General features: G+C 60.6%; 20 protein-coding genes. 7 read left to right on the forward strand and 13 right to left on the reverse strand.

The features are described from left to right. Window positions 1-46: 46 nt before the first annotated feature. Complete coding sequence (locus Q8R10_RS03505) at window positions 47-874, forward strand: hypothetical protein (protein WP_305651057.1); 828 nt, start codon at window positions 47-49, stop codon at window positions 872-874. Window positions 875-932: 58 nt separating this feature from the next. Here Q8R10_RS03505 and Q8R10_RS03510 read toward each other — a convergent pair whose 3' ends face one another. Further along, window positions 933-1,370, reverse strand: coding sequence for a hypothetical protein (locus tag Q8R10_RS03510; protein ID WP_305651058.1), 438 nt, complete (start codon window positions 1,368-1,370; stop codon window positions 933-935). A 74-nt stretch (window positions 1,371-1,444) separates the two neighbouring features. On the opposite strand from Q8R10_RS03510, the gene Q8R10_RS03515 reads away from it, so the two are divergent. Continuing rightward, window positions 1,445-1,885, forward strand: coding sequence for a universal stress protein (locus Q8R10_RS03515; RefSeq protein WP_305651060.1), 441 nt, complete (start codon window positions 1,445-1,447; stop codon window positions 1,883-1,885). Between the two features lie 84 nt (window positions 1,886-1,969). Here the strand turns inward: Q8R10_RS03515 and Q8R10_RS03520 are convergent, their stop codons facing one another. Both Q8R10_RS03520 and Q8R10_RS03525 read right to left on the reverse strand, forming a co-directional pair. After that, window positions 1,970-2,656, reverse strand: a complete 687-nt coding sequence (locus Q8R10_RS03520; RefSeq protein WP_305651062.1) for a hypothetical protein — start codon at window positions 2,654-2,656, stop codon at window positions 1,970-1,972. A gap of 20 nt (window positions 2,657-2,676) precedes the next feature. Beyond that, window positions 2,677-4,581, reverse strand: coding sequence for an ATP-binding cassette domain-containing protein (locus Q8R10_RS03525; protein ID WP_305651064.1), 1,905 nt, complete (start codon window positions 4,579-4,581; stop codon window positions 2,677-2,679). 192 nt (window positions 4,582-4,773) lie between these two features. Between Q8R10_RS03525 and Q8R10_RS03530 the strand changes: the two genes are divergently transcribed. After that, window positions 4,774-6,714, forward strand: coding sequence for a transglycosylase SLT domain-containing protein (locus Q8R10_RS03530; protein ID WP_305651066.1), 1,941 nt, complete (start codon window positions 4,774-4,776; stop codon window positions 6,712-6,714). Between the two features lie 163 nt (window positions 6,715-6,877). Here Q8R10_RS03530 and Q8R10_RS03535 read toward each other — a convergent pair whose 3' ends face one another. Further along, window positions 6,878-7,684, reverse strand: coding sequence for an MOSC domain-containing protein (locus Q8R10_RS03535; protein WP_305651068.1), 807 nt, complete (start codon window positions 7,682-7,684; stop codon window positions 6,878-6,880). Here Q8R10_RS03535 and Q8R10_RS03540 point away from each other — a divergent pair. Then, window positions 7,683-8,156 (forward strand): DUF1499 domain-containing protein, encoded by a 474-nt coding sequence (locus Q8R10_RS03540; protein ID WP_305651070.1) that lies wholly within the window; start codon window positions 7,683-7,685, stop codon window positions 8,154-8,156. The two genes, Q8R10_RS03535 and Q8R10_RS03540, sit on opposite strands and share 2 nt — an antisense overlap. Window positions 8,157-8,184: 28 nt before the next feature. On the opposite strand, the gene Q8R10_RS03545 is transcribed toward Q8R10_RS03540, so the two are convergent. From Q8R10_RS03545 to Q8R10_RS03565, 5 genes are all read right to left on the reverse strand, one after another. After that, entirely contained in the window at window positions 8,185-9,111 is a 927-nt protein-coding gene (locus tag Q8R10_RS03545) for a chemotaxis protein CheV (protein ID WP_305651072.1), read from the reverse strand. Window positions 9,112-9,264: 153 nt separating this feature from the next. Continuing rightward, window positions 9,265-10,161 carry a lipid kinase YegS gene (gene yegS, locus Q8R10_RS03550; protein WP_305651074.1) on the reverse strand — a complete coding sequence of 299 codons (897 nt, stop codon included), beginning with the start codon at window positions 10,159-10,161 and terminating at the stop codon, window positions 9,265-9,267. A 155-nt stretch (window positions 10,162-10,316) separates the two neighbouring features. Further along, window positions 10,317-11,876, reverse strand: coding sequence for an FGGY-family carbohydrate kinase (locus tag Q8R10_RS03555; RefSeq protein ID WP_305651076.1), 1,560 nt, complete (start codon window positions 11,874-11,876; stop codon window positions 10,317-10,319). Window positions 11,877-12,000: 124 nt separating this feature from the next. Then, window positions 12,001-13,611 (reverse strand): glycerol-3-phosphate dehydrogenase/oxidase, encoded by a 1,611-nt coding sequence (locus tag Q8R10_RS03560; RefSeq protein WP_305651078.1) that lies wholly within the window; start codon window positions 13,609-13,611, stop codon window positions 12,001-12,003. A 2-nt stretch (window positions 13,612-13,613) separates the two neighbouring features. After that, complete coding sequence (locus tag Q8R10_RS03565; protein ID WP_305651080.1) at window positions 13,614-15,209, reverse strand: FAD-binding oxidoreductase; 1,596 nt, start codon at window positions 15,207-15,209, stop codon at window positions 13,614-13,616. Between the two features lie 232 nt (window positions 15,210-15,441). Here Q8R10_RS03565 and Q8R10_RS03570 point away from each other — a divergent pair, with 232 nt between their 5' ends. Continuing rightward, window positions 15,442-16,485 (forward strand): AraC family transcriptional regulator, encoded by a 1,044-nt coding sequence (locus tag Q8R10_RS03570; protein WP_305651082.1) that lies wholly within the window; start codon window positions 15,442-15,444, stop codon window positions 16,483-16,485. On the opposite strand, the gene glp is transcribed toward Q8R10_RS03570, so the two are convergent. Both glp and moaB read right to left on the reverse strand, forming a co-directional pair. Then, on the reverse strand, window positions 16,466-17,683 hold the full coding sequence (glp, locus tag Q8R10_RS03575; RefSeq protein WP_305651083.1) for a gephyrin-like molybdotransferase Glp: 1,218 nt from the start codon (window positions 17,681-17,683) through the stop codon (window positions 16,466-16,468). The two genes, Q8R10_RS03570 and glp, sit on opposite strands and share 20 nt — an antisense overlap. Window positions 17,684-17,685: 2 nt before the next feature. Then, entirely contained in the window at window positions 17,686-18,225 is a 540-nt protein-coding gene (gene moaB, locus Q8R10_RS03580) for a molybdenum cofactor biosynthesis protein B (protein WP_305651084.1), read from the reverse strand. Window positions 18,226-18,290: 65 nt separating this feature from the next. Here moaB and mobA point away from each other — a divergent pair, with 65 nt between their 5' ends. Further along, window positions 18,291-18,899: a molybdenum cofactor guanylyltransferase MobA gene (mobA, locus tag Q8R10_RS03585; RefSeq protein WP_305651085.1), complete on the forward strand. Its 609-nt coding sequence runs from the start codon at window positions 18,291-18,293 to the stop codon at window positions 18,897-18,899. On the opposite strand, the gene Q8R10_RS03590 is transcribed toward mobA, so the two are convergent. Both Q8R10_RS03590 and Q8R10_RS03595 read right to left on the reverse strand, forming a co-directional pair. Then, entirely contained in the window at window positions 18,896-19,132 is a 237-nt protein-coding gene (locus tag Q8R10_RS03590; protein ID WP_305651087.1) for a glutaredoxin family protein, read from the reverse strand. The two genes, mobA and Q8R10_RS03590, sit on opposite strands and share 4 nt — an antisense overlap. A 45-nt stretch (window positions 19,133-19,177) precedes the next feature. After that, a complete protein-coding gene (locus tag Q8R10_RS03595; protein WP_305651089.1) occupies window positions 19,178-20,323 on the reverse strand; it encodes a DUF5610 domain-containing protein in 1,146 nt (381 codons plus the stop codon). A gap of 182 nt (window positions 20,324-20,505) precedes the next feature. Here Q8R10_RS03595 and Q8R10_RS03600 point away from each other — a divergent pair, with 182 nt between their 5' ends. Further along, window positions 20,506-21,015 (forward strand): DUF1993 family protein, encoded by a 510-nt coding sequence (locus Q8R10_RS03600; RefSeq protein ID WP_305651091.1) that lies wholly within the window; start codon window positions 20,506-20,508, stop codon window positions 21,013-21,015. Window positions 21,016-21,062 lie beyond the last annotated feature (47 nt).

A 21,062-nucleotide genomic window follows, 5' to 3' on the forward strand; every position in this document is an offset into this window, starting at 1 on the left:
GTTTGTGACAAAACAACAACAAACTAGAACCCTTCGGAGTTACACCATGTCGAGCCGTAGTCTGCTTGCCGTTTCGCTGAGCGCTTTGCTCGCCTTTAGCTTCTCCTCTTTAGCTTACAGCGCCAACGTCAGCAATGAGTCTGAAGAGCTACTGAAGCTCCATCAGCTACGCCTTGCAGCGCAAAAAAGCCTCGGCGACTTTTATATGCTTAATGCCATGGAGGGTGATCTACGTTACGCACGCCTGATCAAGGAATCCCTGCAAACCGGCCATACGCTGCTGGAAAAAATCAAAACCATGCCCGGCGAGGGCTCAAAAGCCTTACTGGCACAGCTTGAGCAGCAGTGGAGCGGCTATGAGAGCGAACTCAACTCGCTCACCGACACCCTCAAAACCCAGGGCTATACCGATCTACAGCCAGTCGCCGACCTTGCCAATCGCAGCCAACAACTGCTGGCCCTAAGCACTGAGCTGTACAGCAAGATTCAGCAGGAGAGCGGCAGCAACGTGCCGGCGCTGACGCAGCTAAGCCGCGATGAAAGCTTGCTGATGCAAAGTATTGCGGTCGACTACGCCTCGCGCAGCGCCTCGATTGGCGGCACTTTTATTGGCGGCAGCGATAAAAACAGTAAAAGTATTGATGCGCTGTCCAGCGATTTTGCCAGCAGCCTAAACAAGCTCGAACAGGCGCCACAAAACACCGCCGAGACCCGCCAAGCCGTTGCGGCCATCGCGGTCAAATGGCGCTATATCGAAAAGTCGCTAAAGAACTACAACGAAAAAAGCGTGCCGTTTCTGGTCAACAAATATTCCAACAGCATCACCGATGGACTGGAAGCGCTTTCCGCCCAGTACGCGGCGAAAAAGCTCTAAGCCCACCGCAGTCTTATCAGCAACACAGTCTGCCCGGCGTTGCGCCGGGCTAATCCTGTTAAGCCAGCACATCCAGCGCTGCGACAATATTCTCCAGCGCTTGCGGCTCTGCCCCCTCGCCCCAAAACACCGAAATCATCTGCTTACCCGCCTCGACTTTGTACACATCGCTGGGTAAACGCGCCAACTGCTCAAGCACGCGCTCGTCAACGCAAGGCTCTTGCCACTGATTTAGCCACTGCCCGGCACCCGCTTGCCAATAGCACCACTGATCGTCATTGCCACGGCGACGGCCCCGATGATATTGCGGACAACGGCTCGGCGGTTCTTTGGGCAGCCAGTGCGGCCAGGTCTCACTCGCCAACTGCATCCCCAGGCCCATGCCTCGCGCCGCCATACGCCGAGCCATTTGCCGACTCTGACGCGGCGAAGGGCGCAGCCAAGCCAAGGGGCTCAGCGCGACACCGATCAATAGTGCGACTATCCAAAAACTCATAATGACTCTCAAAAGCTAAAGGCTGACAAAAGCGCCATACTGACAAATACGTCCCCACGCAGCAGGAGTTAGTCATGTCCTATACCCATATTTTGGTTGCCATCGATCTAACCGCCGAATGCCACCCCGTTATCTTGCGTGCACAAACGCTGGCTAACAGCAGTAATGCCAAGCTATCGCTGATCAATGTTGTCGAACCTATGGCGATGGCATTTGCCGGCGACGTACCCATGGATCTATCCATGCTGCAACAGCAGCAGTTTGAGCAAGCCCGCGAACGAGTGGATAGCTTCGCAAAAGCCTATCCAGAACTCAGCCCAGAGCAATGTCACTTAATCTATGGTCAGCCGCGCCAGGAAATCCACCGCCTGGCCAAAGAGCAAGGCTGCGACCTGATCGTAGTCGGCAGCCATGGTCGACACGGCCTGGCCTTATTGCTAGGTTCAACCGCCAATGATGTATTGCACGGCGCGCCTTGCGACGTGCTGGCGGTGCGGCTTAAACAGCCCGCATAAGCAAACGGCTCTAACGATGCTTTAAGCGCACCGCTAGAGCCGTCATTGCACAGTCGCCGGGAAGCCTTAGCGACTCACTGCCGTTCAGCCCAAGACATCTCCGGAGCTCATGACCAGCGGCCGGATTTTTTGCAATTGGGTTTGCAGTGAGTAAGTCATGCTCGACGACATGGAGAAGAACGTCAGGAACGCCTTCAGATTCGAGTCACCTTCGCAGGTGTCATGAATACGCTGCCAGAACGCCTGATTGACCAGTTGTAGCTGCTGAAACTGGCTGACCAAACCCTTCAACTCCCAGTCCGCCGGACGGCCTTCGCGAAAGTTGAAGTATTGCTGGGTCAGGTACAGCGACACCGAGCGCAGGGCGAATTCCTGATTGCTGGCAAACGGCAAATGATTCTGCGCCATTGGCTTCAAGCGTCCCAGTATCGGGCAGGCGCTGGTGGCCATGATCACCCCCAGCAGCGAGCGCAAGCCCTCCTCCAGCCCGACCAATTTGGTGTACTCACGCTCAGGTGTACGCACCCAAACCAGCGCCTTTTTAAACGCGGGCAGACCGTGAAAGTCGCCAATCACCTGATGCAAATCGACCGCCGCCGGACAATGGCTGAAATCATTTTTGCTTAACGGGCAGTTGCTGCACTGCTGATGTTCCAGCCGCGTCCACTTCGGCGCCGCGTTTGCGGCGTCTTGGTCGTATTCGCGGTCCAGTTCAATCCGGTAACTGAACTCGTGGGCGTCATCCAGGGTGACGCGGTACTCAATAGCCATTGCGCTCTCCAGCAGACAATTTAAGCGTCCAGTTCGGCCCAGCGTTCCAACAGGCCATCCATCTCCTGCTGCAAGCTTTCCAGGCTCGCCAACACCGCACTGGTCTCAGCCGCCGGACGCTGATAGAAGGTCGAGGCGGCAATTTCAGCCTGCACCGCCGCCATCTTCTGCTCCAGCGCATCGATCTGCAGTGGAATAGCCTCTAACTCGCGCTGCAACTTATAACTTAGCTTCTTCTTCGCTGTGACCACAGGCGTGCTCGCTACCGCAGGAACCACGGCCGTGGCCAGCGCAGCTTTACCCGACTTGCTCTCACCAACGCCCAGCAGACGCGGTGAGCCGCCTTGACGCAGCCAATCCTGATAACCACCGACGTACTCGCGAACCAGGCCTTCACCTTCAAACACCAGGGTGCTGGTCACCACGTTATCGAGAAATGCCCGGTCGTGACTGACCATCAATACCGTGCCCTGGAAGGTTTGCAGCACTTCTTCCAGCAACTCGAGGGTTTCTACGTCCAGATCGTTGGTCGGTTCGTCCAGCACCAGCAAGTTGGCTGGTTTGCTAAACAGCTTAGCCAGCAACAGGCGTGCACGTTCGCCACCGGACAGGGCTTTAACCGGCGTACGGGCACGCTGCGGACTGAACAGGAAGTCGCCCAGATAGCTCAGTACATGCCGGCTTTGGCCGTCGATCATAATAAAGTCGCGGCCTTCGGCGACGTTATCGATAACGGTTTTTTCCAGATCCAGTTGATGGCGCAGCTGATCGAAATAGGCCACTTCCAGACGGGTGCCGACATCGACACTGCCGTTGGTGGGCTGCAAATCGCCCAGCAGCAATTTGAGCAGGGTGGTCTTGCCGGTGCCGTTGGCGCCGAGCAAGCCGATGCGGTCGGAGCGCTGCAAGACCATCGAGAAATCTTTGATCAGCGCCGGGCCACCTGCGTGGGCGAAGGTGACGTTATCGACCACCATCACCTGCTTGCCGGACTTCTCCGAGGTGTCCAGCTGAATATTGGCCGCGCCAACCCGCTCACGGCGCTCGCTGCGCTCGTTACGCAGGGCTTTCAGGGCGCGTACGCGACCTTCGTTACGGGTGCGGCGGGCTTTGATGCCCTGGCGAATCCACACTTCTTCTTGGGCCAGCTTTTTGTCGAACAGCGCGTTAGCAGTCTCTTCGGCAGCCAGAGTGGCCTCTTTGTGCACCAGGAAGCTGGCGTAGTCACCGTTCCAGTCGATCAGGCCGCCACGATCCAGTTCGAGGATGCGGGTCGCCAGGCTCTGCAAGAAGGCCCGGTCGTGGGTGATAAACACCACGGCGCCGGGAAAGCCCAGCAAGGCCTCTTCCAGCCAAGCGATGGCGCCGATATCCAGGTGGTTGGTCGGCTCATCGAGCAGCAGCAAGTCCGGTTCAGAAACCAGCGCCTGGGCCAGCAATACCCGCCGGCGCCAGCCACCGGACAGCTCGGCCAGGGTCTTGTCGGCCGGCAATTGCAGGCGGCTCAGGGTGCTGTCCACCAGTTGCTGCAGGCGCCAGCCATCACGGGCTTCGAGGTCCTGCTGCACATGCATCAGCTTGTCCAGATCGGCATCGGTGTGAATGTTTTGGCTCAGGTGATGGTATTCGGCGAGCAAGGCGCCGACACCGTCCAGGCCTTCGGCGACCACGTCGAACACCGTCCGCTCGTCGGCGAGCGGCAATTCTTGCGGCAATTCCCCGATTTTCAGACCCGGCGCACGCCAGACGCTGCCGTCATCGGGCAATTGCACGCCCTTAACCAGGCGCAGCATGCTCGACTTGCCGGTGCCGTTACGGCCAATGATGCACACCCGCTCGCCACGCGCGATCTGCCACGAGACCTTATCTAGCAGCGGCATAGCGCCGAAGGCCAGGGACACATCGGTGAACTTGAGCAGGGTCATGAGCTTCTCCAAAAACAGGGCGCGCATTCTACCTGAGTTACCGGCCGGGGAAGCGCTGCATTTTTGTCGCAACCCGGCAACAACCGCCGCAAGCCGTTCTCCTGCCGCCGGCAAAAGGCTAAGCTAGCGCTCTAAATAACGGCATTGCGTGACGCTACTGCCGATAATCTTGATTTTTACAGCGGAATTGTCATGCGCTCTCGCCTGTTAAGCCTGTTTCCCAGCGTCCTGCTTGCCTCTTTCTGCCTGCTACCCACCCTGGCTGACGCGCAAGCGGTGAGCTTGCTGCAACAACGCCAGTATTACGACGAGGCCAAACTGGCGCTCAGCAAGGGCGACGGTGGACCTTATCGGCGTTATACCAACGCCTTGCAGGATTACCCGCTCACGCCGTATCTGGCCTATGACGAGCTCACCGCACGGCTGAAAACCGCTAGCAATGGCGAGATCGAAGCATTTCTGGCCGAGCACGGCGATCTGCCCCAAGCCAATTGGATGAAGTTGCGCTGGTTGCGCTGGCTGGCCGAGCGCGGCGACTGGCAGCCCTTTGTGGCTCATTACGACCCCAAGCTGAACTTCACCGAACTGGACTGCCTCAATGGTCAATATCAGCTCAGCCACGGCTTGACTGCGGCGGGCAATGCCAGCGCGGAAAAACTCTGGCTGGTGGGTAAGTCGCAGCCCAAAGCCTGTGACACCTTATTCGATCAGTGGGCGAGCACCGGCCAACTCACCGAAAATAAGCGCTGGCAACGCCTGAAACTGGCCGCTGAAGCGCGCAACTATTCTCTGGCCAGCCACCTGGCGACCCAACTGCCCAGTCTGGGCAAACAAGGCGCCTTGCTGATTGAAGTGGCGCAAAACCCGGCATTACTGAACAAGACCGAGCGCTTTACTCCGGCCAGCCAGGCGATGGCCGACGTGGTGGGCTTAGGTTTGCGCCGCCTGGCCCGCCAAGACCCAGAAAAAACCTTGAGCCTGCTGGACACCTACGCCCTTAGGTTGTCGTTCTCCAAGAGTGAAAAAGTCGCCATCGCCCGTGAAATCGGCCTGACCCTGGCCAAGCGTTTCGACAGCCGGGCACTGCCGATCATGGCCAAATACGACCCAGAGCTACTCGACAACAACGTTTCCGAGTGGCGTGCCCGCTTGCTGCTGCGCCTCGGCCGCTGGGATGAGGCCTACCAGCTCACCCTGCAGTTGCCACCGGAGCTGGCCAATACCAACCGCTGGCGTTACTGGCAAGCGCGCAGCCTGCAATTGGCCCAACCGCAAAGCCAGCAAGCCATCAGCCTCTATCAACCCGTCGCCAATGAGCGCGACTTTTACGGTTTTATGTCGGCTGATCGCCTGCAAAGCCCTTATCAGCTGAATAACAAACCGCTGGTATTAAGCTCGCAACTCACCGAGAAGGTCCGCAACACCCCAGGCATCCGCCGCGCACTGGAGTTCCATGCCCGCGGCCAGATCGTCGATGGGCGCCGTGAGTGGTACAACGTCACGCGCTCATTTAGCCGCGACGAGATGGTCGCCCAGGCGCGAATCGCCTATGACATGCAGTGGTACTTCCCGGCCATCCACACCATCAGCCAGGCAAAGTATTGGGACGACTTGGACATCCGTTTCCCCATGGCCTATCAAGGCAGCCTGACCAGCGCCGCCAAAGCCCGCAGCCTGCAGTCGAGCTGGGTGTTTGCCATCACCCGTCAGGAAAGCGCCTTTATGAATGATGCCCGCTCCGGCGTTGGCGCCAGCGGCCTAATGCAACTGATGCCGGCCACCGCCAAGGAGACCGCCAAGCGCTTCAACATCCCGCTGGCTTCGCCGCAGCACGTGCTTAACCCCGACACCAACATCCAGCTCGGCGCCGCCTACCTGAGCCAGATCCACGGCCAGTTCAACGGCAATCGAATACTCGCCACCGCCGCCTACAACGCCGGCCCCAGCCGCGTGCGGCAGTGGCTCAAAGGCGCCAACCACCTGCCTTTCGATGTGTGGGTAGAAACCATTCCCTTCGATGAAACCCGCCAATACGTGCAGAACGTACTGTCCTACTCGGTCATCTACGGCAAGAAACTCAACAACCCGCAGCCGCTGGTGGACTGGCACGAACGCTTCTTCGATGACCAGTAATTTGTAGGGTGGGTTAGGCGCATGACCACGGGCTATCTGTTGCTGCGTAGTCAGTTGCGCCGTAACCCACCAGATGGGGCAGGCCGATCACCGCTTGGTGGGTTACGTGGCGCACACATTGCGCAGTTGATTTTCAAATCCTGCTCTACGCCACTAACCCACCCTACTCCAGCACTTCAACCGCCATCCCCACCGCTAACTCGCCGGGGCCGCTGTGCAGCAGGTTCTGGCCGAAATACACTTCGCCATCACGCTCACGGTAAGTTTTCAGCGTCGCTAACGGCTCACGATCCGCGCTGCGTAAACCCGTCAGCGGATCGAGGGTAGTCATGATGCAGCGCGAGCAGCCCTTGACCAGGCGAAACTCCAGCGCGCCAATGCGGATACGTTTCCAGCTGTCTTCGGCGTAGGCGGCGCTGCCGCTGATGACCAGGTTGGGCCGAAAGCGCAGCATCTCCAGTGGGCGACCGACCCGCGCTGACAGATCGTCCAGCGATGCCTGGCCGATCAGCAACAACGGGAAACCATCGGCAAAACCGACCCGATCACCAACCTTGGCGTAGTCTGGATCGACCTGCCGGGCACGCTCTGCCGGCACCTGCACCAGACGACAAGGCCGGTCCAGCCAGTCACTCAACCAGAGCGCGGCCGCATCACCGGCATCCGGCACCTGCAGGCTATCGCCCCAGACGGTCACGGCGCGCAACTTGGCAGCCGCGCTCGGCAGCGCCACCAGCAGATCAGTGCGACCGGCGACACTTAGGCGCAAATGCTGCGCGTCCAGCCATTGCGCCTTAAGCTGGGTGAGCTGCCCCAGCAGCCGCTGAGTTAGAAATCGCCCATTAGCGGCATCGACTATCATCCAGCGACGATCACCGCTCAGCCCCAAGGTATCCAATTGAGCCAGCTGTAGACTTTCACCGACCGCGGATTTCAGCGGAAAACGATACAAAGCACTGAGACTTAACATGCACAAACTTCCTGAACTGAAGAACATGACCGCACAAGCTACCCGAGCTTATCCAGTTTTGGCACTGGGACTGTTACTCAGTGCCTGCAGCGGCACCCCGCCAACCGACCTTGGCGTGCACGGGGGGCACCTGAGGGACTGCCCGCCAAGCCCCAATTGCGTCAGCAGTCAAGCCACCGACAGTGAGCACCAGATCGCGCCGTTGCCGCTCAGTGACGACCCGGCGCAGACCCGCGCCCGGCTCTTGACCCTGCTCGCCAGCCTGCCGCAAGCCAAGCTCGTGGCTCAGCAAGACAACTACCTGAGGGCAGAATTTACCAGCCAGATCATGGGTTTTGTCGATGACGTGGAGTTTTTGCTTGGCCCGCAGGCCATCGAGGTGCGCTCGGCATCGCGCTTGGGACGTTCAGATTTTGGCGTTAATCGTGAGCGGGTGGAACAACTGCGTCAGCAGTTGAGCCGCCCCGAATGACGCCGCGCCTCAGGCTGTGTGGCGCAGCTTACTCGTCGAGCAGTAGCCGCTGACGAACCATTTCCACCAACTTGTCGGGCTGAAACTTGGACAGAAAATCGTCGCAGCCAACCTTCTTCACCATCGCCTCGTTGAAGCTGCCGGACAGCGAAGTGTGCATCACCACGTACAAGTCCTTCAGGCGCGGGTCGTTGCGAATTTCGGTGGTCAGCCGATAGCCATCCATCTCCGGCATTTCCGCATCGGTAATCACCATCAGCAGTTTTGCCTGCACGTCGACGCCGGCATCTGCCCACTTTTGCAGCAGGTTTAAGGCCTTTAATCCGTCGCCGGCCGAATGGGTTTTAATATCCAATTGCGCCATGGTGTCTTTGAGCTGATTCATCGCCACCCGCGAGTCATCGACCAGCAGCACTTCACGACCACGGGCCTTATCCAGCAGCGGATCTTCGAGTTTCTCGGCGGAAATTTTGCTGCTCATCGGCGAGATTTCCGAGAGCACTTTCTCGACATCAATCACCTCGACAATCTGATCATCGACCTTGGTGATGGCCGTTAAATAATGCTGACGGCCGGCGCCACCGGGCGGCGGCATCACCGCCTCCCAGTTGAGGTTAAGAATGCGCTCCACCCCGCCAACCAAAAACGCCTGCACCGAGCGATTGTATTCGGTGACGATAATGGTGCTGGTTGCACTCGGCACTTGCGCGCGCATGCCAATGGCTTGCGACAGGTCGATTACCGGCAAGGTGTGACCCCGCAAGTTCACCACCCCGCAGACGAACGGATGGCGCTGCGGCATCAGGGTCAGCTTGGGCAGCTGCAACACTTCCTGCACTTTGAACACGTTGATGGCAAATAACTGCCGACCGGCCAAACGAAACATTAAAATTTCGAGACGGTTAGCGCCAACCAACTGGGTACGTTGATTTACTGAGTCGAGAATGCCGGCCATCATGCGCTCCTGTTCACTTTATCTATCTAGCCTAGCTCAAATAGCCATAGGCCAATGTATCGGCCATGCGTGCTGCATCTGAAGGCGCACGACGGTAAACCATCATGCGCGAAGCCCGGAGCAGAGGCTAGCCTGAGTGGCCATTGAACCTTTCTAGTCGCGCAACAGCGGTGAATCCACCGGTAAATGTACCCGTAAGGCTGCCGGCATGGCCGCAAACCGCAAGCGACTGCTCTCCATCGGCTCGCCGTCCAGGTTCATGTCCAGTCCTTCGGGGGCCTCGATTTCCAACCAGGGCAAACGGGCGCTCAGGGCCACGCTTTGCAAGCCGTTGATGCCGCCAGACAGCAGCGTGCCGAGGGTACCGACCACATCCGCAGGGGCCGGCACTATGCACACATCCAGCAAACCATCATTGACCCGCGCCTGCGGGCAGAGCAGATGCCCGCCACCGGCCTGACGACCATTGCCGATACCCAGGGCGAGAAACTCGCCCTCCCAGCTAAAGCCCGGCCCACTGAAGCGGCCAAAGGATGAATGCACTTCGGCGAAACGGGTCAAGCCGGTGAGAAAATATGCCGCTCCACCGAGCACGCGCTTGAGTTCTTCCGAAGTATTGGCGGTGACGTTGGAACCAAAGCCGCCGGTTGCCATATTGAGAAATACCTGGCCGTCGACCTCGCCCAGGTCGATCGCCTGCGCCGGCTCATCCAACAGCGCCAGCGCCGCCAGGGGCTCGAGCGCAACCCCGGCGGCACGGGCAAAATCGTTGGCCGTACCCAGCGGCAACAGCGCCAGACTGGCCGTGGCTTTAGCTTGCACCATCGCCTCGACCACATCGCGCAGGGTGCCATCGCCACCACCGGCAATCAGGATGGGATAACCCACCTGCAGCGCCTCGTTGACCAGCCGCTGGGCATCGCCGGCTTCCCAGGTCAGGCGTACATCCAGCTGCCAGCCCTCCTCACGGCGCGCCGTCACCGCAGAGCGCACCTCGTTGTTGAGGGCTTGCTTGCCGTGCAAGATCAACAAGGCTTTACGTTCGTGCATTGCAGCTCCCTCGAGGCACCGGCCTGGACAGCCCGCATCATGGCCCTATACGGGGCACGGGCGCATCCTTTGATGCTGTGCGAACGGGCATCAAGTCAATCGAAGTGTTTCAACCACTAACGGCATAGTCGTTTTCAACGACCCGCTAAACCACCTTAGGCCGGGTAACCGGTGATCTCGCGAATGCTCTGATACAGCGGCTTAAGCTGCTTGTACATGCGCTGATAAACCTCCGTGTACAGCCGTTCATAGGTTTGCTGCGCCTCGGGCTGCGGCAGAAAAACCTGACCGACGCGGGTCATGGCGGCAATCGCAGTAGTGAAGTCCGGATGCAGGCCAAGGCCCACGGCACAATCAATCGCGGCGCCCAAACCGGAGGTTTCATAGGTGTGCGGACGCTCGGCGGGTAGGCCAAAAATATCCGCCGTCAGCTGCATCGCCGCATCGCTTTGCGAGCCGCCACCGGAGACGCGCAGCCGTAGAATCTTGGTGCCGGAACGCTTCTCGATTTTCTCTTTGCCTTGGCGCAGGGCGTAAGCCAGGCCCTCGAGAATCGCCCGGTACAGATGGGCGCGGGTGTGCACGTCGCCGAAACCGATGATCGAGCCCTTGGCCTCCAGCCCCGGCTCGCGAATACCCGGTGACCAGTAAGGTTGCAGCATCAAGCCCATGGAGCCGGCCGGCACGCTATTGACCAGCTCATCGAACAGCGTCTCCGGCGCCACGCCCAGCTCGGTGCCGCGCTGCATCTCGCGCAGGCCGAACTGTTGTTTGAACCAGCTAACCATCCAGAAACCGCGAAAAATCATCACCTCGGTGTTGAAGTGATCGGGAATCGCCGAGGGGTATGGCGGGATCAGCGGGATGGTTTCCAGGTACTTGCTGCGGGTGGTGTTGATGGTCGCGGTGGTGCCATAGGACAGGCAGGCGGTGCTCGCCTCGACGCCACCGGAGCCAATCACTTCGCAGGCCTTGTCGGCCCCGGCGGCGATCAGCGGCAAACCTTCAGGAATCCCAGTGTGACGGCTGGCCTCGGCACTGACATGACCAAGCAGTTCGCCGGGTTTGCACAAGTCGGGTAACTGCTCGCGACGGATCGGCATCGCCTGCCATTTCCAGTCGCGCGGCGCGGCCCACTTCAAACGCTTGTAGTCGAACGGCAAATAGGCCACGCAGCAGGCCACCGAGTCGACAAACTTGCCGGTCATGCGATGGGTCAAAAAACCCGACAACAGCAGCATCTTGTGGGTCTTGGCCCAGATTTCCGGCTGTTCCTGGGCGATCCAATTGACTTCGGCCTGAGCGCGAAAGTAATCCACCGTCGCCTCCTCGCCGATCAACTTGAACAGCCAGCCCCAGGGGCCCTTGATCTTGCCACGCACGGCGGCGCGACGCTGATCGAGCCAGAGCATCGCCGGGCGCAGCGGTTTGCCTTGTTCATCGACATTAATCAGGGTGCCGCGCTGGGTAGTCAGCGACACGCCCTTGATCTGCGCCTTGTCGATCTTCACCTCTTCCCAGAGCAGCCGGCAGGCCTCACCGAGGCTGGCCCAGTAATATTCCGGGTCTTGCTCGGCCCAGCCGGGCTGGGTCGAATAGTAGGCCTCAAGCTCGACCTTACCTTTGCCGAGCAAATTGCCTTCAAGGTCAAACAACAGGGCGCGCACGCTCTGGGTGCCATTGTCGATGGCCAGCAAATAGCTTTGGTCGCTCAAGACGCAATCCTTCTAGTGATTCGTTACAGCTTATTCAGTCGATGGGTATCGCTGCGCTCAACCCATCCTACGGTCTAGGGCCGAGCACAGAATTTGTAGGATGGGTGGAGCAAAGCGATACCCATCAGCCTTCTGCCGGCAGGCTGTAACAGCGCTGCCAAAGGCTTAAATAGTCCTGTTGCTCACGCATCCAGCGGGCATCGTCCCAACCCAGGCGCGTCTGACACAGGCTGCGAATGCGCGGTAACTCGGCCAGCGCACCGCCAGCCAGCAACAGGCCCAGGCGGGTGCGGCGCAGCAGCAAGTCATCCAGATGCAGCACCAGTTCATGCTCGGCGGCAAAGGCCAACTCGGCCCACAAGGTCTCGGTAGCGCCCACCAACTCAGTGCCCACTTCGGCCACTGACTGCGCCACCTTTGGCAACTCGCGGCCATAACGACCGGCCAAACGGCGTTGCTGACTGTGACTGAGCCCCGCCAGCGGCAACTCAGGCTGCGGGCGAAACACCGCACTGCCCACATCAGTTACCGGTTGGCCGACAAAGGCGGCGCAGGCCTGCAGCACTTCCAGCGCCAGCAAGCGAAAGGTGGTCAGTTTGCCGCCAGCCAAGGTCACGCAACCGGGCTCAATCCACAGGGCGTGCTCACGCTTCTCATCGGAGGGTTTCTTGTCCGCCGTATTCGGCTGGCCATCGGTCACCACCGGCCGTACCCCGGCCCAGCTGGAGAGCACGTCCAAGCGCGTAATCTGCGCGTTGGCAAACTGCTGGGCGCAGGCGGCCAACAGATACTCGACCTCGGTCGCGCTGATGCGGGCATCGGTATTCAGCCCCTCGACGTGATCCAGATCGGTGGTGCCAATCACGGTCGCACCTTCCCAAGGGAAGACGAATACCGGGCGGCCATCGGCGGCGTGCATAAAGCTCAAGGCATGGGCCAGCGGCAAGCGCCAGGCCGGCAACAGCAAATGGCTGCCGCGCAACGGGCGAATATGTTCCAGGCCGGTTTTGCGCCTTAACTCATCGGCCCAGGCGCCGGTGGCTTGGGCCACCGCGCGGCTGCGTAAACTAAGCTGCTGGCCGCTTTCGGCGTCCTCGACCACTACCCCGACCACCGCATCGTTTTCACGCAGTAGCTCAACCACCCGCAGGCCATTGACCGCCACGCCGCCGTCGCCACGGGCCTCGCCCAATACGCGCAGCACCAGCCGGGCGTCATCGGTAACCGCATCAAAAAACTGCGTAGCGCCGAGCAGTCCCTCCTCACGCAAACCCGGCAGCAAATAACGCAATTGCTGCAGCGGGTAATAAAGATGATTGCGTTTGCCGGCCAGGGCGTCATACAGCGCCAGCAAACCGCCAAACACCTTGGGACCGGGGAAGCCGCCGCGATAATGCGGGAAGATAAAACTTAAGGGGTCCACCAACCCGGCCGCCTCGGTCAGCAAGCGCTGACGCTCGCGCACCGAATCGCGGGTCAAGGAAAACTGGCCCTTGGCGATATAACGCAGACCGCCATGGACCATCTTCGAGGAGCGACTGGAGGTGCCCCAGGCAAAGTCGCGCTGCTCGATCAGCAGGCATTTCCAGCCGCGCCGGGCGGCTTCACGCAAAATCCCGGCGCCACTGATGCCGCCGCCGACCACAATTAAATCCCAGTCAGTCGCAGCCAGTTCCGGCAGCGCTTGCGCGCGCCACGCGGCGTTCCAGCAGCCGTCTTGCACAAGACCAGTCATGTTCAATCCTGCAACAACACGCCAGGATTCAGGCGCCCATCCGGGTCAAAATGCACGGCCATGGCCTTGAGCGCGGCCATGCCCAGCTCGCCCTTCTCCACCGGCAAATAGGGTGCGTGGTCGCGGCCAACGCCATGTTGATGGCTGATGGTCCCGCGATTATTGGCGATGGCGCTGCAGGCGGCGTGCTTGAGCTTCTGCCAGCGTTCGAAGGTGCCCGCATAGGTACTGGCGGGGCGGAACACGTAGCTGGTGTAGATGCTCGAACCTTCGCCATAGACGTGGGACAGATGGGTGAATACATGGACCTTCTCACCCTCGCTGCTCAGGCCATCACGCAGGCTGGCTTCCAGCTTGTTCAGCAAGTTGTCAACGTTCGACCAGTCGGTGGCGGTCTCCAAGGTGTCCACCGCGTAACCGGCCTCCCACAAACCATGGCGCAAGTACGGGAAGCGAAACCGGCCTTCGGCCCACTTATTGCCGAGCAAGGTGCCGGTAAACACCCCGCCGTAACTCTTGAGTAATTTTTTCGCTTGTTTCAGTGAGGCGGCGTTTTGCGGGCGATTGCCGGTGACGCCGAAAGTCAGCATGCACTTGCCAGCACCGGCGCCGCGCAAGCTGAGGTATTTCTCCAACAGGGCGATCTGCCCCGGATGACCGGCCAGGGCCAGCTGGGTTTGGGTTTCGATGGCGTTGGAGACCCGCAACATCGACAGCGGCACCCGCGCTTGGGTCAGGTTGCGCACCGCCAGCAAGGCCTGCGGCCAGGACGGCAAGAACACCGCGTAGAAACGCTCCTGCTCGGCCAGACGGGTAACCCGCACTTTAACTTCGGAAACAATCCCGAAGCGCCCCTCCGAACCCATCACCAGCTCGCGCAAATCCGGACCTGCAGCAGAGGCCGGGAAAGTCGGAATCTCCAGGGTGCCGGCAAAGGTCTCCAGCTTGCCGCCGGCAAACACCTGCTCGATCCGCCCGTAACGCAGCGATTGTTGACCGCTGGAACGGGTCACCACCCAGCCGCCGAGGGTCGACAGCTCCCAGGACTGGGGGAAATGCCCAAGGGTGTAGCCGCGAGCGCGCAATTGGCTTTCCACCTGCGGGCCATTGGCGCCGGGGCCAAAGGTGGCGATCTGGCTCTGCTCATCCAGCTCCAGCAAGCGGCTCATGCGCTCCAGGGACAGGCACAGCACCGGTTTGTCGCCGGCTTGCGGATTGATATGGCCGGCCACCGAGGTGCCACCGCCGTAGGGGATCAGCAACACATCATGGCTGGCGGCCCAGACCATCAGCTGGCGGATGTGCTCGGCGGTTTCCGGGTAGGCGACGCCATCGGGGAACACGCCAAAATCGCCGGAGCGCATCGCCAGCCAGTCCGGCAGGCTCTGGCCACGGGCATGCCGCACGCGGTCTTCAGCGGTAGTGACCACCAACTCATGGGCGGGCAAACGCGAGGCCGGCACCTTGGCCAACACCTCGGCCAAGCTGGCATCCGGCAACACCTGACCGGCGCCGATTAAATCAGCCAGAAACGCCGCACCATGCGCGGGTAACTCCACGACCGTCGCCTCATCACCCCAACCGTTCCAACGCCGCATGCCGCTCTCCTCGTTCGATTATCTGTGGGGCGACCGAATGTCAGTTTCGAACCTGCCCCTAGGCTGCCTATACTAGTCGGCCGCCGCGCGCCGTCACTGTCCAAAGGTGCCAGTCCTGGTAACCAATCAAGACAGAACAGAGCCATGGGCTGCGCCTAACTAGCCCGGTACTGTGCAAAGATGCCAGTGCCAGTTGCCAATCAAGCCAAGCCACCCAAATAAGAACTACAAGATGCCTAGCCTTGGTTACACCTCAGTTCCCGCGCTGCTTAAATACCTGCGCTACGCCGAACACCTCGGCTTGAACACCGACGCCGCCCTTAGCGCTGCGCAGATAACCGCCGAGCAATTGCGTGACAACAGCCAGCGAATGCCCAGCGAGGCCCACGAACAACTGTTGGCGCACCTGATCGAGGTCAGCCACGACCGGCTGTTTGGTCTGCATGCCGCGCGCTTTGTGCAGCCCGGTTCCTGGAGCGTGCTCGGCTATATCACCATGAACTGCGCGACTCTGGGCGAGGCCATGAGCCGGGTCATGCCGTTTGAAAAACTGGTCGGCGACATGGGCGTCAGCCGTATCCAAGCCGAAGCCGATCATGTGCAGATGATCTGGAATTGCCGCCATCAGAACCCGGAAATCCGCCGGCATATGGTCGAGAACGTACTGGCCTCCTGGCTGCTGTATGCCCGCTGGATTGCCGACATGGAACGCTCGCCACGGGAAGTCTGGTTCGAACACCCACTGCCGGCGGACACCGAGTTGAGCGACTATGAGGCGGTGTTTGGCTGCCCGATAAAGTTCGAACAGAGCTGCAACGCCTTGCTGGTGCCGCTGGAGTATTTAGCTGTGCCCCTGCGCCAGGCCGACGCCAATCTGCTGCGCACTTTAGAAGAACACGCCCTGACCCTGATGGCCGGCCTGGATGGTGACGAACCGCTGCCGCTGCGGGTCAAGAACGCCCTGCGCCTGCTGCTCAAGGATGGCTTGCCACGCAAGGAGCGGGTGGCGGAGAAATTCAACATGACCGTGCGCACCCTGCAGCGCCACCTGCAGCAGGCCGGCAGCAGCTACCAGGAAATCCTCGACCAACTGCGCCAGGAACTGGCCGAGCACTACCTGCTACGCAGCGACCTGGCGATCCAGGACATCGCCCATTACCTGGGCTTCACCGAATCGCGCTCCTTCCACCGCAGCTTCAAAGGCTGGACCGGCATGACGCCGGGGGAGTTTCGCGAGCGTCACCGGCAAAGTGCACTCAGCCCAGCAACTCACTAAAGGCAATAAAACGCACCAGCTCGCCTTCCGCCAAGGTGCGGTTCTCCAGCACTTCTACCAAACCATCGGCCCAAGCGGCGCTGCGCAGCACGCCGGAGCTTTGGTTGGGGTAGAGCACGGCGCGACCATTCTCCATCCGGGCGCGTAGGTATTCGCGGCGTTTGCCGGCTTTGTTCCAGGCAAAGCCAGCGGGTACCGCAAAACCCAAGGGCTCGACATCCACCACGCCCATACGACGCAGCAAGTAAGGGCGGGCCAGCAGGCCGAAGGTCACCAGGGTGGAGGCCGGGTTACCCGGCAAGCCGAGTACCGGCACACCGCGAAAATGCCCGCAGGTCAGTGGCTTGCCCGGTTTGATCGCCAGCTTCCAGAGGGTCAATTCGCCCTCTTCGCGCAGCACCGCGCCGAGAAAATCCGCCTCACCGACGGAGACGCCGCCGGTCGACAGAATCAAATCGACCTGGCTCAAAGCCGCCAATGCATTGCGGGTCTTGTCCAGGTCATCCGGCAGAATCCCGCCATCCACCACCGCGCAACCGAGGCGCCGCAACCAGCCGATTAGCAGCTGGCGATTGCTGTTGTAGATTTGCCCGGCGCCCAGCGGCTGACCCGGTTCGATCAGCTCATCTCCAGTGGATAACACCGCCACTCGCGGGCGGCGGCGCACGCTAAGAGAAGCGATGCCAAGCGAGGCGATCAGCCCTTGCTCGATCGGCCCCAGGCGCGTGCCGGCGTCCAGCACCCGCTCGCCAATCCGGGTTTCCTGGCCTTGCGGGCGGACGTTCTGGCGCAGCTTGATGGCCTGAGTGAAACGCACCCGGCCATCGGCCAGAACCTCGGCGTTTTCCTGCATCTCGACGCAATCGGCACCGGCCGGCAGCGGCGCGCCGGTGAAAATTCGCGCACAGGTGCCCGGCAGCAGCGCATCAGGCGCCATACCGGCGAGAATTCGCTGGCTGACCGCCAGCGGCTCGCCCTGCCAATCGGCCAGGCGCAGGGCATAACCGTCCATGGCGCTGTTGTCCCAGGGCGGCAGATCGAGGCCGGCAACCAACGCCTCGGCCAGCACCCGGCCATCGGCGTCGGCCAAAGCCACCGACTCAACCTCGCTAATAGGCGCCGCCTCGGCCAGTTCCAGCAGCCGCTGCAGCGCGGCCTCGACCGGCAGCAACGAAGGTTCTGCGCAGCAATCGCTCATGCTCAGCCCCGGCTCGGGCAGGCGACCGCCGCCTTTAGGTGCGGCACGAAGTTGCAGGGTCGGTGGCTGGCGTCTAACTGTTCGGCGAGGATGCCGTCCCAACCGGTGCGACAAGCATTGGTCGAACCCGGCAGGCAGCAGACCAGAGTGCCGTTCGCCAGACCCGCCAAGGCCCGCGACTGGATGGTCGAGGTGCCAATATCAGCTACGGAAATCTGCCGGAACAGCTCGCCAAAACCCTCCACCTGCTTGTCCAGCAAACAGCTGACGGCTTCCGGGGTGCTGTCGCGGCCGGTAAAGCCGGTGCCGCCGGTGATCAACACCACCTGCACCTGGTCTTCGGCGATCCAGGTGGCGACCTGGGCGCGGATTTTGTACAGGTCATCTTTGAGCAACACTCGCTCGGCCAAGTTATGTCCGGCGACGGTCAAGCGATCAATCAGCATCTGCCCCGAGGTGTCGGTGGCTTGGGTACGGGTGTCACTGACGGTCAATACTGCAATGTTGAGCGGCACAAAAGCCGCATCAGCCTTATGGCTCATGGCGCAATCCGGTTATGATGAAAACAGCCTTAAGTTATACCACAGGCCCCAGCCAGAGCGCCGCCATGAGCACTGCCAAGCCCCTAGCCAACGTCTCCATCTTGCTGCTCGCCGGCGGTCGCGGCCAGCGCATGGGTGGCCAGGATAAAGGCTTGCTGGAATGGCACGGGCAGCCGCTGATTGCCCATTTGCACGCGCTGACCCGGCCGCTGACCGATGACCTGATCATCTCCTGCAACCGCAACGCCGAACGCTATCGCGCTTACGCTGATCGCGTGGTGGAGGACGCGGAAAGCGACTTTCCCGGCCCCCTGGCGGGCATTCGCGCAGGTTTAGCGCTGGCCCGTCATCCGCATTTGCTGGTGCTGCCCTGCGACAGCCCGTGCCTGGATAGAGCCTTGCTGGAGGAGTTGCTGAGCATGGCCGGCGAACAGCCAGTGATACTACGGCAAGGCGAGCATTGGCAGCCGCTGTTTAGTCTGCTGCCAACCAACCTGAGCGCGGCGATTGAAGCAGCCTGGCAGACCGGTGAACGCAGCCCGCAACGGTTGCTGCGTCAACTGGGCGCCAAGGCGCTGGACTGCGCAGTGGATGATCCGCGCCTGGCCAATCTGAATACCCCAGAGTTGCTGAGCAACGCTGCAGTCAGCACGCCCTGCAGCCGGATAAATTAACGCAAGAAACTCACTACCTGCTCGGCCTCAAACGGCCAATCCAGCTCGGCGCCATTGTCGGTACGACGCAGCACCGGAATGCGCAGGGCGTACTGATCGACCCAGGTTTCGCTTTCGGCAATATCGACCAATTCAACCAGTAAACCGTGCTCGACAAAAGGCACCAACACCGCCTCTGCCACTTCACAGAGGTGGCAGCCGAGGGTGCCGAACAATTGGCATTCAGGAATCATCGCAGCGCTCCTACTAACAGTCAGAAGCGCAGTTTAGCACCGCCCTTAGACGCTGGTTATCGCCGGCTCAGCGCTCGGCTCCAGCAACTGTTGCAAGCCATCGAGCAAGCGCTGATTGAAACTATCGGCTTTGTCTAAGCGCGGTTTATCGAAGCGCTCATCCAGGGCAAGCGTGCCATGGAGCAATTGCTCCAGGGTGCCGCGCGCGTTGTCGCTGGCCTCGTTGCTGCTGCGCAATGCCTCGAGCAGCCCCTTGGCATAATCGATCAACGCGTTATTTACCGCGCTGGCGGGTTGCCCGCCTTGTTCGGCGACCGCGCTGTAGGCATCGGTGGCTTGACGAATACTGGTTTGCGTCAGGTGCAGCGACAACGAGGCCAATTGCGAACCGTCCAATTCAAGCTTGAGGGCCTGGTCGAAGGCGCCGTTCAGATCCCCGGCGTAGAACTTGTCGGAGAGTTCCTGCACCTGGCCAAACAGCTTGGTCAGCGCGGCACGCTCCTCATCGTCCAACTCACCCTCGACGCTGATCTGTAAACCGGCAATCTGCAGGCTGCTCGACTGGCTGCTGGCTTGCACCGCGCTGCCGCTGCCATTGCTGGCGGCGGCCACACTGCTCTGCGAGTAACTGGCCGAGGCCTGGGCCACGGCGATATGCAGTTTGTCGCCATCGCGGGTGGTGATATCCAGCTCAAACGTTTGCGCTTGCGCGGCAAAGCGCTCGCTGTAGGCGGCCACCGCAGTGCTGCCGCTACTGCTGCTAGCCGGGGCGGCGTAACGCTGATCCAGCTCGCCCAAACCGTCTTGAATACGTTTGTAGGTGTCGTCGATATTGGCCGCTACCTGACCGTTCAGCACGCCCATGCCATCGAGAATTTTGCGCGCGTCGGCGAAGCCCTTCTCCACGCCTTTACGAAACTCCTGCAGATGCTTTTGCAGTTGCTCCGAGTCGGCACCGGCAGCCGCCTCGCGGGCCATATTGCCACCGACAAAACCAAGAATCCGCTCGGCAACCTTGGCCGGGCTGTAGTCGTCAGCTTTAGCGCTCAAGTCGCCGGGTTTGAGGCCTAGTCGCTCAGCCAAACGATTGGCCAAGGTTTGCTGAGCATCGGCGGCGTTGCGCACGGCCGGCTGCTGATTGAGGAAAGATGGGCGCGAAGCGCTCGGCGACAGCGAAGCCAGACTGGTCATGGCAGCGTACCTGGTGGGTGTGTTTGTTTGGTTGACGGCGCCTGGCGGTGAAACTTGAGCGCCGACGCCGCCCTCTCCGACCAACGGCCCAGCTAGCAACCGAGCTGAAAAGCCAATAACGGAGCAAGGCCGACAGCCGGCTTATCGTTATACTCATGGGCACATTTATCCAGGAGCCCATCATGACCATTTCCCTGTACGCCGCATCCGTTCCCGTGTTCAAGCAAATGCTCAACAGCCTCAGTGGCGTGTTGCATAAAGCCGAAACCCACGCCGACGCTAAGAACATCGAAGCTCACGCCCTGCTGCAAGCGCGGCTGTTCCCGGACATGTTCGCCCTGACCCGCCAAGTGCAAATCGCCGCCGATTTCGCCCGAGGCATCAGCTCGCGCCTGGCCGGTGTCGAAGTGCCCAAGTACGAGGACAACGAGCACAGTTTTGCCGACCTGCAAGCTTTGCTCAGCAAGACCCTGGCTTACCTCGACAGCTTTACCCCGGAGCAGATCAACGGCCAGGAAGAGCGCGAAATCATCACCCGTCCGGGCACCCCGAAAGAGCGCAAATTCAACGGCCAAGACTACTTACTCAGCTACGGTATTCCGCAGTTCTTCTTCCACGTCAGCACCAGCTACGCGATCTTGCGCCACAGCGGCATCGAAGTCGGCAAGCGCGACTATATGGGCAACTACTAAGCCCTAAGCGCAAGTCGCAAACAGCGACCAGGCAGCGTCTGGTCGCG

The sequence above is a fragment of the Pseudomonas sp. genome, from assembly GCF_030698175.1.
In the GTDB taxonomy this organism is placed as follows: domain Bacteria; phylum Pseudomonadota; class Gammaproteobacteria; order Pseudomonadales; family Pseudomonadaceae; genus Aquipseudomonas.